This is a genomic window from Salipaludibacillus neizhouensis (genome assembly GCF_002886185.1).
GTDB lineage: Bacteria > Bacillota > Bacilli > Bacillales > Salisediminibacteriaceae > Salipaludibacillus > Salipaludibacillus neizhouensis.
In genome coordinates, this window is sequence record NZ_KZ614148.1 from 370,960 (window position 1) to 385,758 (window position 14,799).

Here is a 14,799-nt window from a genome sequence, read left to right on the forward strand (position 1 = left end):
CCACCTTTTGCATTTTCGAAAGGTGGGCGTTTTATTGAGATTATATTTAAATGGCCAATATCGTTTAATTTGCTGACGCAGTTTTAACGCCGCGAACATGATACGTATCGTGTGATGAATCGACGATATGATCAGGTTTCGGTTTCCCTCGATTTTGACGGTGCATATTAATATGTGCTTCGCTTTTTTCCCACTGTTTCCATGAAGCTTCAGACTCCCATCGAATAAGAACAACTACTTTATCGTTTCCTTTGCGTGACTCTTTTACAAGAACACTAAGATCTATAAATCCTTCTGATTGTTCAATGATGCCTTCCCCACTAAATCGATCGACTACTTTATCGGCAGTACCCTGTTTCACTACAATCGTCTTTGTTTCAGAAATAAGTATTTATTAAATTGACAGCTACCTTCACACCGCAAGTATCAAGGGAAAATTATCCTCCTTTCGAGTAGCACCTACACGCACTGAGTAGGTGCTACTCGGGGCGACGGAAGCTGACGCTGTATTTAACAAAATACGCTACGCGTTTTCTTAAATAAACAATCCGAACACTCCATTCACAGATTAGATATCATCATCATATTTTATAATGGGAATCATTGTTAAATAGTATTTGTGGTGATTGTTTTCCGAGTATTGTAGGACGAATTGAATCCTCCTAACAATCGTATTTAGCCAAGCAAAACTTGAGGAAGCGACATATATTGATAAATAGATGTAATGAATGATCATAAGGAAGTTGAATATACATGGTTACCTGAGGATGGGAGGCGTTAAGAATGTCCAAATACATTCAAGAAGCTATTAAGAAAAAAAGAGAGTTTTTAATAAAGAGGTTGGCCCAATTAGGAATAAGTAGAGGAGCAATAGAAAAACTGACGTTAACGGAATTAGAAGAATTGTATGCCTCAAAAAAAGAAAGCCGTGTATAGATGAAGAGGGGGGCTATTCCAGCAGCAATAACTGGAATAGTTTTTTGAATGTATTAAATTCTTAGATTTTACGGTATTTGTGTTCAAAAAGAAAGATAGAAGTCTATAAGTGACACTTACACCGATGGCACCAGATCGAATGTTACTGTAAGAAGCGGAAAGTGACATTCAGAAGCGTTTGATGCCCTGAGTGTCGTTATAGAAAGATTATAACGACACTCAGCCTGCCACGTTCGTGTAAATGGCACCAAGATTCACTATAGCTCCATTAGCCTTTTTAATACATTCATGCAATTCAATAAAATTCGCATCACTTTTGTCGGATATAGTGACATACACACCTTTAACATGATAAAATTACCCTTAATGAATGTTAGTTAAAGAAGGAGTGTCTTGTGCATGAGTAATGAAAATGTGTTAGTTTTTGGACATCAAAATCCGGATACAGATACTATCTGCTCCGCTATTGTGTATGCAGATTTGAAATCCAAGCTTGGAATGGCTATAGAACCGGTTAGACTTGGTGAAGTAAATGGGGAAACGCAATATGCTTTGGATCATTTCAAGATAAAAGCACCTCGTTTCGTAGAGAGTGTTTCAAATGAAGTGAATCAAGTAATATTGGTTGATCATAACGAGCGTCAGCAAAGCGCAAAGGATTTGGACCAGGTTCAGGTTTTAGAAGTTATTGATCACCATCGTATTGCGAATTTTGAAACGGAAGCCCCGTTATATTATCGTGCAGAGCCCGTAGGTTGTACGGCTACGATATTAAACAAACTTTATAAAGAAAATAGTGTAAAAGTTACGAAAGAAATGGCTGGTCTCATGGTTTCGGCAATCATTTCCGATTCATTATTATTTAAGTCTCCAACGTGTACAGACGAAGATGTTGAAGCGGCAAAAGAATTAGCTGTTATCGCGGAGATGAATGTAGAGGAATATGGGCTTGAAATGCTTAAGGCTGGCGCGGATATGAGTGAAAAGTCAGTAAAGCAATTGCTTACGATTGATGCGAAGGAATTCACAATGGGATCTCATAAAGTGGAAGTTTCCCAAGTAAACGTTGTCGACACAGAAGATGTGTTAGGCCGTAAAGCAGAAGTCGAACAAGAGATGGCTAAGACCATTGCAGAAAAAGGATTAGGTTTATTCGTTTTAGCAGTGACTGATATTTTAGAAAATGATTCAGTTATTCTTGCTGTTGGTGCTGAAAAACAAGCTGTTGAAAAGGCATTTGATGTTAAGCTAGATAATAATCAAGCTACATTGCCAGGTGTTGTATCACGTAAAAAACAAATTGTCCCACAGTTAACAAGTGCGTTGTCATAAAGTAAGCAGAATGTCTGACTTTTGGTAATTTGACAGTTTATAATAATTTTTAAAAGTGCCTCTGATCCATGCGATCTTAAGGCACTTTCTTTTTCTCAACCTAAGTTTAGTAACTTCGACTAACATCAAGCTCTTCTCCATCATTGAAATCAATTTCTAGTTCAAAACTTAATAAATCCTGTTCACTTACCGTTAAGTGGTTTAAAATCTCGGCAATAGCATCGTCTTCAGATGTGGGCGGAGTGATTTGTATTTCTTGAAGCATTATTTCAATTTCTTCAATGGCTTCAGGGCCGGATATTTCTATCTTCTCACCATTTTCTTTTTCAATTTCTGCTTCCTTGTCCTCCTCATAATCATAATCGTAATCCCATTCATCCCCATCTTGAAATTCCAAACCTAAGTCAAAGTCATCCACACCATAATCAAATGAAGAACTTTCCTTTGATCCGTTTTGTGTATCCTGATCCTCGATACTCGTCTGATTATTTTCAACGAGGTCTAATTCATTGTCGTTAAGATCGGCGCTTATATTCTCATTAAAATTGACATCCATACTCTCTTCATTTGGATCAAGTTCCTCATTACCGTTGCCACATGCAGTAAGAAGTAATACAAAAAACAGCATTATAAATAAAAGTCGCTCCATTATGATCTTCCTCTCAATATATCAATATTCTAATATCCCACTATTCGAAAAAAATAAACATAATAAGGGGGGAGATAACCATTTATGTAAAACTTAACATGACCCGGTGGGAAAACAAAAGGTCGATAAAAAATGATTGGATTCATCTTTTATCGTAGTATTTAACTGTTGTTTTTATAAACTATATTTTGAGAAGAATTGAAGAGGCGAAAGTGTCCACCTAGAACGGATTAAGTGCCTCGAATAAAGAAACAATCTATCGGAAAGGAGAACATGATAGTATAATTAAAATGGTGCATACATATTAATCTTACCGTTCAAAGGACGTGACAGACGTGAAGAAGGGATCATTTTTTCTAGTGCTATTTGGAGCAATGCTCTGGGGAACAACAGGTACAGCGCAATTTTTCGCACCAGAAAATGCACATCCAATCGCAATTGGAACGATGCGTTTGGCGGTGGGAGGTTCTGTTTTATTCCTTTTGGTTATCTTTCAAAAAAGAGACAAAAGCATTCAATGGCCTGTTAAAGCTATTTTAATGGCGGCAGTAGCTATGGCAGCCTATCAACCATTATTTTTCTCAGCCGTTTCCGTGACTGGCGTAGCTATAGGGACAGTCATAGCCATAGGGAGTGCACCAATACTTACTGGACTAATAGAATTACTCGTTTATAAACGAAGACCGGACAGACAATGGTGGCTGGCGACTGTTTTATCAATTATAGGGTGTATCCTTCTGTTTGCTACCGATGGGAATATCCAGTTAGATCCTCTTGGATTTTTAATGGCAATTGGAGCGGGGGTGGCTTTCTCTTGCTATACGTTGATAAATAAACAAATTATCCTGAAACTGCCTTCAGAAATGGCAGTAGCGGTAGTATTTTCGTTATCCGCTTTGTTTCTCTCGCCTTTATTATTTGTATTCGATGTAAGCTGGGTGCTGCAATTTAACGGTGCTATGGTGGTTCTTCACTTAGGTATCATAGCAACTGCACTTGCGTACCTTTTGTTCGTCAAAGGGCTGATGGGTGTCCGTGCTTCTGTTGCAGTGACGTTATCTCTGGCAGAACCTTTGACTGCCGCGATGCTTGGTGTGTTGGTCGTTGGGGAGGTTCTTACCCTAACGGCGATCATAGGCGTGTTTTTTATTTTTTTAGGCCTTACTATTTTATTTTACACACCGAAAAAAAGAAGTGTCCCTCTATCTTAATAAAAAACAAGATCCACTCCTTATCTTTTAAGGGGGACCTTGTCTTTTATTTACAGATAATGCATAAGATAACGCTGTATTTACCAAAAGACGCTACGCGTTTTTCTTATAATTCTCCGTATTTCTCAAATCGTTTCTCTAGGTAATCTTGCAATACAGTCATCAACGAACAAACACCCCAATAAATCAATGCTACTAACATGTACATCGTTAAAAAGTCCATTTCTCTTCCACCAATGATTTTGGCCATGTTAAAAATTTCAGGCACGGTGATCATTGCGGCTAAAGAAGAAGCTTTTATTAAATCGAGTAACACGTTTGAAGTGGGAGGGATAGCAATTCGTGTAGCTTGGGGTAAAACAATACGACGCAGCATAAGCCAGTAGGAAAACCCAAGGGATCGAGCTGATTCCCATTGCCCTTTCGGCACAGCGGCAATAGCAGATCGATTAATTTCGGCCATATAAGCAGCACTATTTAAACTAAAACCGATAACTGCTGCGGTTACAGCATTGAATTGTAAACCGATAGACGGAAATGCGAAGTACAGCATAAATAGAATGATAAGTATCGGAACCCCTCGCATGAAAGAAATATAAGTGCGGGCGGGCCACCTTAATAGAGCATTATCCGACATTCGTGCAAGGGCTAGAAAAAGACTTAACAAAAGCCCTAGCACCATACTTGTCAGAGAAATAAATAACGTATAACCTATTCCTTGCATGATATATGGGATTGACTCAATCGCTAATCTTATATCAAACATCATGGCTCTCCTTACTCTTCGACTGCGAAATCAATATCCGGTTCTTTAGATACATCCTGGCCAGCGAAGAATTGCTCGGATAACTCTGTGATTGTGCCATCTTCAAGCATTTCTTGAATGACAGAGTTTATATTTTCCTGGAGCTCAGTATTTTCTTTTTTCATAATAATTCCTTGATTATTTGGACGGTAAAATAATTCAGGGTGAACGGTTACCGCAATTTCCGGTAAAGCTTCTACGGCCATTGTTTGCAAATAGTAATCGTTTAAGATAACGTCCGTTCTGCCGTTTTCTACATCAAGTAAATAAGTGTCATTTGTGACGTTGTCATAGGTGACGGCTTCGGCACCATACCCTTCCGCAATTTGCGTATAGATAGTAGTTGCAGCACCACCCGCACGTTTACCTTCTAAATCTTCCATCGTTTCAATGCCGGAATAGTCACCTTCGCGAACGACCATGCTGCCATATGAGAATTTATATGGATCGGAAAACAAAAAGTCTTCTTCGCGGGACTCACTTATATCAATGTCGTTCACAGCAAAATCAACTTGATCATTATTAATGGAAGTCAGCATCCCGTCGAAACCCATCTCCGTAAACTCAATGTCTAAGTCAAGGCGGGCAGCAACTTCACGTGCAATCTTTACTTCGAACCCTGTTAACTCTTCAGTCTCATCAGAATAAAACGATGTAGGGAAGAGAGTCCCGGATGTAGCAACAGTTAATGTTCCTTCTTCTTGGATCTCATCCCATTGAGATACTTCTTCATCATTACTACCACAAGCAGTGAGTATGAGAGTCGTCGATAAAGCACCCAATAGTGATGCTTTTCGAATCGTATTGGAAAAATTAAGCATAAAAAAAGAACCTCCTCAAAAATTATCTTTACTCCATTAAAAACATAGCATGTAAGTAGATATGAAGGCAATCAGAAAGTTTTGGATTCAATAAGTAACCGTTTTCAAGGTGAAATGAACAGAAAAATACCCACGATAGTATTTGTCGTGGGTACTAGCAGATACTTATTTAGCAGATTGAATGTTTTCTTGTGCTGCATTCACTTGCTCATCCGCATGATAGGAAGACCGAACGAGAGGACCAGATTCACAGTGTTTAAATCCTTTTGAGAATGCGATGTCCCGAAGCTCAGCGAACTCTTCCGGTGTCCAGTATTTTTTAATTTTTAGATGTTTTTTAGTAGGCTGCATGTATTGACCTAACGTTAATATATCTACATCAACTGCACGCAGATCATCCATTGTTTCGAGGATCTCTTCTTTCGTCTCGCCTAGACCTAACATCACACTCGATTTAGTAGGGATATCAGCATGCATCTCTTTACAGCGACGAAGAACTTCCAAGGTTCGTTCATAAGTCGCTATCGCTCGGACTGTCGGGGTTAGACGACGAACAGTTTCTATATTGTGATTAAAAATGTTTGGACGTGCATCCATTAAAATGCGTAAGTTTTCCTCGCTTCCACCCATATCTGACGGAAGAACCTCCACAGTGGTGAAAGGACTTTTTCTACGAATTGCCCGAACAGTTTCGGCAAAGATAGTGGCCCCTTTATCATTTAAATCATCACGGGCGACCGCCGTGATTACGACGTGTTTTAAATCCATAATACTAACAGAATCGGCAACTCTTTCCGGCTCCTGTTCATCAAGTTCATTCGGTAACCCCGACTTAACAGCACAGAATCGGCATGCTCTTGTACAAATATCTCCGAGAATCATAAATGTTGCTGTTTTCCGCTCTGCCCAGCATTCGTGAATGTTCGGACACTTTGCTTCTTCACAGACGGTATGTAGGTTTTTTTCCCGCATTAGCTTCTTTAATCCTGTGTATGATTCATTTGTATTCAGTTTAATTTTCAACCAGTCTGGTTTACGAACGTGTTCTTCCCGTTTTGTTGCCATGAATAAACACTCCTCACTTTACTCGTTTAAAGTTTGTAATTCCAACGATCCTGTTCATACTTTTCTGAGGCTAATTTTAATACTTCCTGTTCTTGCTCATTAGTTAATTGAAAAGATTCCAAATGAATGTCTAAACCTTTTTCAAACCCTATTTTAAAAGCATCTTTTACATCAGCCAATGAGACTGACACTTCAAGTAGTTCATTGATTGCCACTGCTTTTTTTGAAAAACTATGTTGCATCCTTCGTCTAACTTTTTCAGACGAGTAATTAAATAAATCAAATAATTTCTCTTCATCGATCGATAAAATAATCGAGCCATGCTGAAGGATGACCCCTTTAGATCTTGTTTGAGCACTGCCGGCAACTTTACGCCCTTCGACAACGAGCTCGTACCAAGAAGGAGCATCGAAACAAACAGAAGATCTTGGTTGCTTGAGCGCTTTTTTTTCCTCATCGGTCTTAGGAATTGAAAACTCTGCTTGGAGGTCTAAAAGTCGAAAGCCTTGTAACAGGCCTTCAGAAATAATCCGATAAGCTTCGGTGACGGATTCTGGCATTCGGGGATGATCCTCCGACACAATCACGCTGTAAGTAAGTTCATCATCATGTAAAACAGACCTTCCACCAGTCGATCTTCTTACGAATCCAAGGGAATGCCGTTTTACTTCCTCCATATTAATTTCTTTTTCAACGCGTTGAAAATATCCTAAGGATAAAGTGGCGGGTTGCCAACCATAAAAACGAATGACCGGAGGAATAGTTCCTTCCTTATGCCAATTCATTAATTTTTCATCTAAGGCCATGTTATAAGAAGGAGACCTGTTACCTGAATCAATATAATACCATGTTTCCATATTTCCCCTCCCCCTAATATCTAATCATACCTAAAAATGGCTTCAACTTCAAAGTAAGAATTATAGAAACATTTAAAAAGTGGGGCGGTATACTTGGTAATAGAGATTAATCATCAATTTATTTATTGCCTTCCCTCATGAAATGATTGTACATCTTGTATTTTTTGAGATAATGTAGAATATATACGGATGAAATAGAGATAAAGAAAAAGGAGTCCTAGTAAGGATGAGTCGAAAAAAAACAATCGATCAGGCAATGTTATTTAAGGAAACGGAAAAACTCATCATGGAGTCAGGGTATAGTGGCTTTCACTTTAAAGCTTTGTCTGCCCGCTTAGGAGTGGCAAGAAGTACCATCTACAATTATTATACGAAAAAAGAAGAGCTAGTTACTGATTACATGGTGCACTTGTTAGAAAATGCGGTCGCTCAAATGGATAATGTCGATCAAGAAGAAGAACCAGTTAAAGAATTAATCAGATTGTGGTCTAAGTATGCAAATATGCATCAAATGCTGCAAATAATGCCTTACATTGATAAAAAGGCCTCGCCTGCAGTAGAAGAAAACACGAAAAAGATGTTTGGTCTATTCATAAAGATGAAGGCTAAAATAGAGGCAACGTTAAAGGCCGGTCAAATGAAAGGTGTCGTCCGCGATGATATTCATATGAAAACCATTGTAGGCTTAGTCATGTCAACGGTTCAAATTCCTGTTCATCATGAAACACTTGACGAATGGGTAAATGAAGTCTATCAACTACTCATGTCCGGATTAAAAAAATAAAGAAAAAGAGTTAAGATTCGAGCCTTTTTGAAAAGAAAGGTATATAATGAACGGAGCATATTCGGAACTACTAAAACATTGCTCTACTCGTCGTGAACAGATTGGCGTCTCTTTTTTTATGTGAAAGTGACACAACTGTCATTTTATAGTGGAATAGGGGGAAGTAAGAATGTTTAATACAATCATAAAAAGGCCAAAAATCACAATGGTGTTTGTACTGCTGCTCATTGCAATAGGGACATTAACGTTATTTCAACTTCCACAAAAGGAAATACCGACGATATCTTTAGATATTGGAACTGTTTCAACGGTTTATCCCGGTGGAACACCTGAGGACGTTGAGCAGCAAGTAACGATACCTATAGAAAATGCACTTGAAAATATCGATGGGATTGATGAAATTAATTCTGTATCTACTTCGGGATTCTCGAATATTGTTCTCCGGCTTCAAGACGGAGTCAATGGAACTGAAGTGTTTATGGAAATTCAACAGGCAATAAATGGTGCAGAAAGCAAGCTGCCTGAACAGGTAAGTACGCCTAATCTATCTCAATCCGGTGGACTTGGTGCGTTATCAAGCTACCATGTGAAAAGTAGTGATAGAGAAGAATTATATGAATTAAAAGATATTATTCATGGGTGGCAAAGGGAGATTGAAGCAATACCCGGGGTAGAGAACACCATTGTGAAAGGGTTTCCCGATCAAAACTACCAGATTAATATAGATTCAGAGGAACTATTTGAAAATGGCCTTGAGATTCCTAATGTCATTGAAGCTGTGGAAGAAGAACTCAATACGCAACCGCTTGGCTTACAGGAGATCAATGGGGAGAATGTCCAATTAGCACTGGCTGTACTAGAAAGTGAAGAAGAGATAGGTGGAATCTTCATTGGACGTAATCCTGACGACAATGCCGTTTATTTAGAGGACATTGCTTCTATAGGAATGGAAAATGAAACACCGGAAGATTTAATCACATACGAGGATGAATCTGCGGTATCGTTTACGGTTACAACAGGAAGCGATGTTCACATACCAAACTTACATGATGATGTTAACGATAGAATGGTAGATTTATCTGCGGAGCTCCCTGAAGAAGTTGAATTTGAGTTATTTTATACTCAAAAAACGATAGTGGATGAGATATTCAGTAACTTGTCGATTTCATTTCTATTAGCGGTAGTTTCCGTCATTGTCGTGTCTTTATTAGGTTTAAGCTTTTCATCTGCTTTGGTAGTTGCCTTGGCTATACCAACTTCCGTATTAATAGGACTCATTCCATTACCATTCTTTAATGTGAGTTTAAACCAAATTTCTATTATCGGTTTGATCATTGCACTCGGTATATTAGTGGATGACGCGATCGTAGTTGGCGATAACATACGTAATAAATACCGGGAAGGATTAGGACCTTTAGAAGGTGCGCTGCAAGGAAGTAAAGAAGTTCGCATCTCAATTATTACTTCTACATTAGCCATTGTTTTTACCTTTTTGCCACTTGTATTTATTTCAGGGGCAAATGGAGACTTTATACGGGCACTTCCAACAGTTTTAATCATGACTATTTTAGCTTCAACGATCGTAGCTTTAACGTTTGTGCCTATTTTTCTTGTGTGGAGAGAGAAAAAACAACGGCGTAAAAAAGAAAAGTCACACCGTGTGCCTAAAGAAGGACTATTAGGAATTCAATTGGACCGGTTGGCAAATTGGTATAGTGATTCTATCTTAAAACGGGTCGTCCGTCACCCATGGAAAGTAGCTATCTTTGGTTTTATTATTACGACATGCTTTTATGCATTGATTCCTTTTATTCCTGTAGAGTTTTTCCCGAGCACGGATAGAGCAGAGGTGACAGTTGAAGTTCGATTACCAGCAGGAACAACAATAGAGGAAACCGAAAGTACTTTACTGGAAATGAAAGATTTTATTTTAGCAGATGATGAATTTATTAATGAAACGGCTGTTTACGCGGGCAATGGATTACCTCCATTGTTCGGTGATGGTATCACGAACGGGGGAAATGAGACAGGGAACCTGTTGCTGCGGGTGGACAGAGAAAAGCAATCAGCAGTAGAAACAATCTCTAGGTGGACAGAGCCATTGCAAGAGGAGTTTTCAGATGCTGAAATAGAATTAACGACGATCGAATCAGGTCCCCCGGTAGGAGCTCCGATTGCGATCGCGTTACAAGGTCCGGAAGTAGATACGTTGATTGAGATGAGTAACCAGCTGCAGACAGAAATTCGGAATTTAGAAGAAAGTGGTACTGTTCTAGATGATATGGGGCCACTGCGACCGACCATTGTTTACGAACCGGTTCGAGAAGAATTAGAAGAACAAGGGATTACTTTAGCACAAATAAGTGAGCAAATTGGGATTCGTACAGAAGGAATTCCGTTAATGACATTCCGTACAGGAGAAGAAGTGATTGATCTTCAACTGACGTTGGACAGACTCGAAGAAAATGATGAATTGGATTTGTCAGAGATCGTTATACCAAGTCAGGGAAATGGAGAAGCGGGTCCTCCAGAACTTATTGTACTAGAGACGTTACTAGATGCAACAGAAGTGGAGGAGATTCCGCAGATTATTCGTGATGAAGGAGTTCGCACGATTACTGTAAGAGTCTTTCCGGCGGATGACAACGATGATGTTCTGGAGTCCGAGATAGGAACAATCACAGAAGATTTGCAAGCATCAGCCGGATCTGATTATACCGTGAGCTTAGGCGGCGAAACTGAAGCACGCACGGACTTTATTCTTGAATTGGCCACATTGTTTATTGTTGTGATGTTTTTAATTTATATTGTTATGGCGATTCAATTTTATTCATTAAGCATTCCACTGTTAGTGATTAGTACGATTTATATCGCTGGAGCAGGGGCGATGATTGGATTGTTTCTCACGCAAACAGGCTTGGGATTCATGGCTTTAATGGGAATTGTGTCTCTTTCCGGTATTGTGGTAAGAAATTCGATTGTTCTTCTCGAATTTATCAAGCAACGTCGAGATGAGGGGATGAATATTGAAGAAGCAGTTATTGAAGCAGGGAGAGTTCGTTTACGACCGATTTTATTAACGGCGTTCACTGCAATCGGTGCCCTTACACCGGTAGCGCTAAGTGGGGATGTTTTATTTACTCCGCTGGCTATTTCAATCATATCAGGGTTGTTATTCTCAGCAGTGCTCACTGTTATTCTTGTACCAGCAGTTTATACAGCTTTTGCAACAAAGTTTGGAAAGTAAGAAGAAAAACGAGGATAGATTTTGCATATAGGGTACTGAAAAAGTTGATTTGACTTTTTCAGTGCTTTTTTTAAAAGATAATAAGAAGGCAACTGCCTTCAGTCGCACGTAGCAAGGAAGATCACCTCCTTTCGAGTAGCACCTACACGCATTACGTAGGTGCTACTCGAAAGGTATAACGTTGCGTTTAAGAAAAGACGCTACGCGTTTTTCTTAAATAAATAATGCGCTTTTTGAAACCAAAGACTATAATGGAATCAATTCAATTCGGTAGAAGCGGGGTGATTCGGATGGAAAAGGTAAAAATTCTTATCGTAGAGGATGAAGAGAAAATAGCCAGAGTGATCAAGCTGGAATTGGAGTATGAAGGCTACCAGACAACGGTCGTTAATGATGGGCTTGAAGCTTGGCAGTTATTAATAGCGACACCTGATGCCTGGGATCTTGTCTTGTTAGATATCATGTTGCCTGGGCTGAGTGGAATCGAAATATTGCGGAGACTTCGAAAAGAAGAAATTTCAGTTCCCGTAATCATGTTGACGGCAAGAGATGCGATCGTTGATAAAGTTACCGGACTAGATCAAGGAGCCGATGATTACGTAACGAAACCATTTGAAATCGAAGAATTACTTGCTAGAATGCGAGTGTTGATTCGTCGGAATAACAAAGTTGCTTCAACTCAAGCTGATCAGTCGATAGAGGAGAACCTTTTACAATATTCGGATTTAAAAGTTAACCTTGGAACCAGGGAAATCACCCGGTCGAATAAACATATTGAACTCACGCCAAGAGAATTCGACTTACTAGTCTATTTAATGAAAAATAACCATCAGGTTCTCTCAAGAGACCAAATACTTGAGCAAGTATGGGGGTTTGATTACTTTGGAGATACGAATGTGGTAGACGTTTATATTCGTTATTTAAGAAATAAAATGGATCGAGGGTTTAGGACGGAAATTATTCAGACTGTACGTGGAGTTGGTTATGTGATGAAGGAGAAAGAATCATGAAAATTTCACAACGCATTACACTGATTTCTACTGTAATGCTTTTTATTATTTTGATTTTAGTGAATACAAGTATTTACTTTTTATTCGGATACTACACCATGAATGCAGAGCTTGCACGTACACAAAATCAGGCTAGATCCTTAGTGGAAGCATTAGAACCTAGTACAGATAATTGGCAACCAAGAGAATACTTAAGGGCATCTGTATCAGGAGAAGGAATGATACGGGTTATTGATGAATCATCGAGTATCACCGTTTCCGTAACTGCAAGAAATCAATTATTAAATCAATTGGACGGACAGTACACTGCAGAAGAAATGACAGCGAAACTGGAAACAAATATGGGATCATTTGCGGTGGCAAGAGTTCCAATGATTTGGTCGGATGGGGAAGTGGTTAGTCTTGAAATGTATGAGCCCCTTACATTATACGAAGAGACACTGGGGATTTTACGCGTTATATTAATCATTGCTTCGCTCTTTATTATCGTCCCTAGTTATTTTGCCGGCCGATCGTTAAGTAACTTTATATTAATCCCAATACAGGCTCTGGTAAAAACAATGAACCAAATCCGGGAAGAAGGTACGTTTAAAAAGATTGATATTAACGAAAAAGCAAAAGATGAACTCACTGAGATGGGACGAACGTTTAATCACATGATTGATTTGTTAAAGGAAAACTATGAGAAACAACAGCAATTTGTCTCTGACGCCTCTCATGAGTTAAAAACCCCTCTTACTGTAATTGACAGTTACGCCCAGCTATTGAAAAGATGGGGGAAAGACAAGCCAGAGGTATTAGATGAAGCAGTGAGTGCGATTTCATCCGAGTCAAAGCGAATCAAAGAAATGACAAACCAAATGCTTGTTTTGGCTTCACAGGATGAAGCAGTTACTATGGAATTGCAGCAAGTGAATTTGGCGAAAACTATGTTTGAAACAGCTAGGCAAATGGAGACGACGTATCACAGGACGATTACCATTCAAACAGATGGTCATTCTCACTTTTTGATTCTTGGGAACGAGATGCAATTAAAACAACTCGCGTTTATATTGCTTGAAAATGGGTTGAAATACAGTGAAGAAAAACTGGAAGTTATGATTCTGAAGCGCAGCGAGAACTTTGAGTTAACTGTAAAAGACTTCGGAGTAGGAATTGCAGAAGTGGATATCCCTCATGTATTTGACAGGTTTTATCGGGTGAATAAAGATCGTAATAGAAAAACGGGTGGCAGTGGTCTAGGTCTTGCGATCGCGAAGAAAATTGTAGCTAGTCATCGTGGCACGATCACCGTTGAAAGTGAAGAAGGAAAAGGGTCAACTTTCAGGATCGTATTTCCGGTTCTAACCGAGGAGGAGGTAGATGATGAGAAATAAAAGCCTATTTTTCCTCCTCTTTGGGATTCTTCTTTTGATTGGTATTGGATACTTCACATACTCGGCCTTGACATCAGAGGAAATGATGTCAGAAGCTGATATTAAAACAATGTTGGAAGGACGTTACAATGGGAGTGTCTTGTCGTTGGAAGTGAACGAGGAAAGCACAGGTTTATCTTATGATGCTGAATTGCACTCTGCACAAGGAGCGTATTTGATTGAAGTGGATGCTCACAAAGGAGAGGTTCTATCCTTAGAGAAAATTTCAGCAGAGACAGAGTTCCAAGAAAAACAAGTGGATGTCGAATTAACCAAAGAAGAAATCACTGAGATTGTTGAGGCTCGGCTAACCGATGAAGCGGAGATTCTGGATATCCAATTGAATGAAGGTGGAAGTGGTTCCATGTTCTATAGTGTGGCGGTAAATCATTCCGGAAACAGAGGAACGTTTGAAATAGATGCAACTTCAAAGGAAGTTCTCACTTATACCGAAGATCAAGTAGAGCAATTAACTCAGCAACAGGCTAGTGAAATTGCCTTAAATGAGCACTCCGGCGTCATTGATGATATTACTTTAGAACAACAAGACGGGCGACTTGTTTATGAAATAGAAGTCGAAAGTGATGAAACAGGAGTAGATGCAGATATCATCATTGATGCATATTCAGGAGAAGTAATATCTGTAGTGTTGGATAATTGAATAAGG

The 14,799-nt window shown here is 39.1% G+C and carries 14 protein-coding genes; 8 read left to right on the forward strand and 6 right to left on the reverse strand.

What is annotated here, in order from left to right:
• Positions 1-64: 64 nt before the first annotated feature.
• Entirely contained in the window at positions 65-385 is a 321-nt protein-coding gene (locus CEF18_RS24725; RefSeq protein ID WP_407690442.1) for an antibiotic biosynthesis monooxygenase family protein, read from the reverse strand.
• Positions 386-783: 398 nt separating this feature from the next.
• On the opposite strand from CEF18_RS24725, the gene CEF18_RS26240 reads away from it, so the two are divergent.
• Both CEF18_RS26240 and CEF18_RS24730 read left to right on the forward strand, forming a co-directional pair.
• Positions 784-936, forward strand: a complete 153-nt coding sequence (locus CEF18_RS26240; RefSeq protein WP_183041133.1) for a hypothetical protein — start codon at positions 784-786, stop codon at positions 934-936.
• A gap of 399 nt (positions 937-1,335) precedes the next feature.
• Entirely contained in the window at positions 1,336-2,268 is a 933-nt protein-coding gene (locus CEF18_RS24730; RefSeq protein WP_110939156.1) for a manganese-dependent inorganic pyrophosphatase, read from the forward strand.
• Between the two features lie 106 nt (positions 2,269-2,374).
• On the opposite strand, the gene CEF18_RS24735 is transcribed toward CEF18_RS24730, so the two are convergent.
• The gene (locus CEF18_RS24735) at positions 2,375-2,917 is read right to left on the reverse strand and encodes a YusW family protein (protein WP_110939157.1); all 543 of its coding nucleotides are present in this window, start codon (positions 2,915-2,917) and stop codon (positions 2,375-2,377) included.
• A 335-nt stretch (positions 2,918-3,252) separates the two neighbouring features.
• Here CEF18_RS24735 and CEF18_RS24740 point away from each other — a divergent pair, with 335 nt between their 5' ends.
• Positions 3,253-4,128, forward strand: a complete 876-nt coding sequence (locus tag CEF18_RS24740) for an EamA family transporter (protein WP_110939158.1) — start codon at positions 3,253-3,255, stop codon at positions 4,126-4,128.
• A gap of 106 nt (positions 4,129-4,234) precedes the next feature.
• Here CEF18_RS24740 and CEF18_RS24745 read toward each other — a convergent pair whose 3' ends face one another.
• The 4 genes from CEF18_RS24745 to CEF18_RS24760 form a co-directional block, all read right to left on the reverse strand.
• Positions 4,235-4,897 carry an amino acid ABC transporter permease gene (locus CEF18_RS24745; protein WP_110939159.1) on the reverse strand — a complete coding sequence of 221 codons (663 nt, stop codon included), beginning with the start codon at positions 4,895-4,897 and terminating at the stop codon, positions 4,235-4,237.
• Between the two features lie 8 nt (positions 4,898-4,905).
• Positions 4,906-5,754 carry a transporter substrate-binding domain-containing protein gene (locus tag CEF18_RS24750; RefSeq protein WP_110939160.1) on the reverse strand — a complete coding sequence of 283 codons (849 nt, stop codon included), beginning with the start codon at positions 5,752-5,754 and terminating at the stop codon, positions 4,906-4,908.
• A 165-nt stretch (positions 5,755-5,919) separates the two neighbouring features.
• Positions 5,920-6,819, reverse strand: a complete 900-nt coding sequence (gene lipA, locus CEF18_RS24755; protein WP_110939161.1) for a lipoyl synthase — start codon at positions 6,817-6,819, stop codon at positions 5,920-5,922.
• A gap of 26 nt (positions 6,820-6,845) precedes the next feature.
• Positions 6,846-7,676: a lipoate--protein ligase family protein gene (locus CEF18_RS24760; protein ID WP_110939162.1), complete on the reverse strand. Its 831-nt coding sequence runs from the start codon at positions 7,674-7,676 to the stop codon at positions 6,846-6,848.
• Between the two features lie 226 nt (positions 7,677-7,902).
• Here CEF18_RS24760 and CEF18_RS24765 point away from each other — a divergent pair, with 226 nt between their 5' ends.
• The 5 genes from CEF18_RS24765 (at position 7,903) to CEF18_RS24785 (ending at position 14,793) form a co-directional block, all read left to right on the forward strand.
• Complete coding sequence (locus CEF18_RS24765; RefSeq protein WP_110939163.1) at positions 7,903-8,460, forward strand: TetR/AcrR family transcriptional regulator; 558 nt, start codon at positions 7,903-7,905, stop codon at positions 8,458-8,460.
• A gap of 169 nt (positions 8,461-8,629) precedes the next feature.
• On the forward strand, positions 8,630-11,707 hold the full coding sequence (locus CEF18_RS24770; RefSeq protein ID WP_110939164.1) for an efflux RND transporter permease subunit: 3,078 nt from the start codon (positions 8,630-8,632) through the stop codon (positions 11,705-11,707).
• 290 nt (positions 11,708-11,997) lie between these two features.
• The gene (locus tag CEF18_RS24775; protein ID WP_110939165.1) at positions 11,998-12,717 is read left to right on the forward strand and encodes a response regulator transcription factor; all 720 of its coding nucleotides are present in this window, start codon (positions 11,998-12,000) and stop codon (positions 12,715-12,717) included.
• Positions 12,714-14,093: a sensor histidine kinase gene (locus CEF18_RS24780; RefSeq protein WP_110939166.1), complete on the forward strand. Its 1,380-nt coding sequence runs from the start codon at positions 12,714-12,716 to the stop codon at positions 14,091-14,093. Before CEF18_RS24775 ends, CEF18_RS24780 begins: the two co-directional genes overlap by 4 nt.
• Positions 14,080-14,793 carry a PepSY domain-containing protein gene (locus CEF18_RS24785; RefSeq protein WP_110939167.1) on the forward strand — a complete coding sequence of 238 codons (714 nt, stop codon included), beginning with the start codon at positions 14,080-14,082 and terminating at the stop codon, positions 14,791-14,793. The genes CEF18_RS24780 and CEF18_RS24785 overlap by 14 nt, the downstream gene beginning before the upstream one ends.
• The last annotated feature ends 6 nt before the right edge of the window (positions 14,794-14,799 follow it).

What these genes read in the sequence shown, in the direction of transcription:
- CEF18_RS24760 (WP_110939162.1), bottom strand. Translation starts at nt 7,676, where the DNA reads ATGGAAACATGGTATTATATTGATTCAGGTAACAGGTCTCCTTCTTAT.
- lipA (WP_110939161.1), bottom strand. Translation starts at nt 6,819, where the DNA reads ATGGCAACAAAACGGGAAGAACACGTTCGTAAACCAGACTGGTTGAAA.
- CEF18_RS26240 (WP_183041133.1), top strand. Translation starts at nt 784, where the DNA reads ATGTCCAAATACATTCAAGAAGCTATTAAGAAAAAAAGAGAGTTTTTA.
- CEF18_RS24775 (WP_110939165.1), top strand. Translation starts at nt 11,998, where the DNA reads ATGGAAAAGGTAAAAATTCTTATCGTAGAGGATGAAGAGAAAATAGCC.
- CEF18_RS24785 (WP_110939167.1), top strand. Translation starts at nt 14,080, where the DNA reads ATGATGAGAAATAAAAGCCTATTTTTCCTCCTCTTTGGGATTCTTCTT.
- CEF18_RS24730 (WP_110939156.1), top strand. Translation starts at nt 1,336, where the DNA reads ATGAGTAATGAAAATGTGTTAGTTTTTGGACATCAAAATCCGGATACA.
- CEF18_RS24745 (WP_110939159.1), bottom strand. Translation starts at nt 4,897, where the DNA reads ATGATGTTTGATATAAGATTAGCGATTGAGTCAATCCCATATATCATG.
- CEF18_RS24750 (WP_110939160.1), bottom strand. Translation starts at nt 5,754, where the DNA reads ATGCTTAATTTTTCCAATACGATTCGAAAAGCATCACTATTGGGTGCT.
- CEF18_RS24780 (WP_110939166.1), top strand. Translation starts at nt 12,714, where the DNA reads ATGAAAATTTCACAACGCATTACACTGATTTCTACTGTAATGCTTTTT.
- CEF18_RS24770 (WP_110939164.1), top strand. Translation starts at nt 8,630, where the DNA reads ATGTTTAATACAATCATAAAAAGGCCAAAAATCACAATGGTGTTTGTA.
- CEF18_RS24735 (WP_110939157.1), bottom strand. Translation starts at nt 2,917, where the DNA reads ATGGAGCGACTTTTATTTATAATGCTGTTTTTTGTATTACTTCTTACT.
- CEF18_RS24765 (WP_110939163.1), top strand. Translation starts at nt 7,903, where the DNA reads ATGAGTCGAAAAAAAACAATCGATCAGGCAATGTTATTTAAGGAAACG.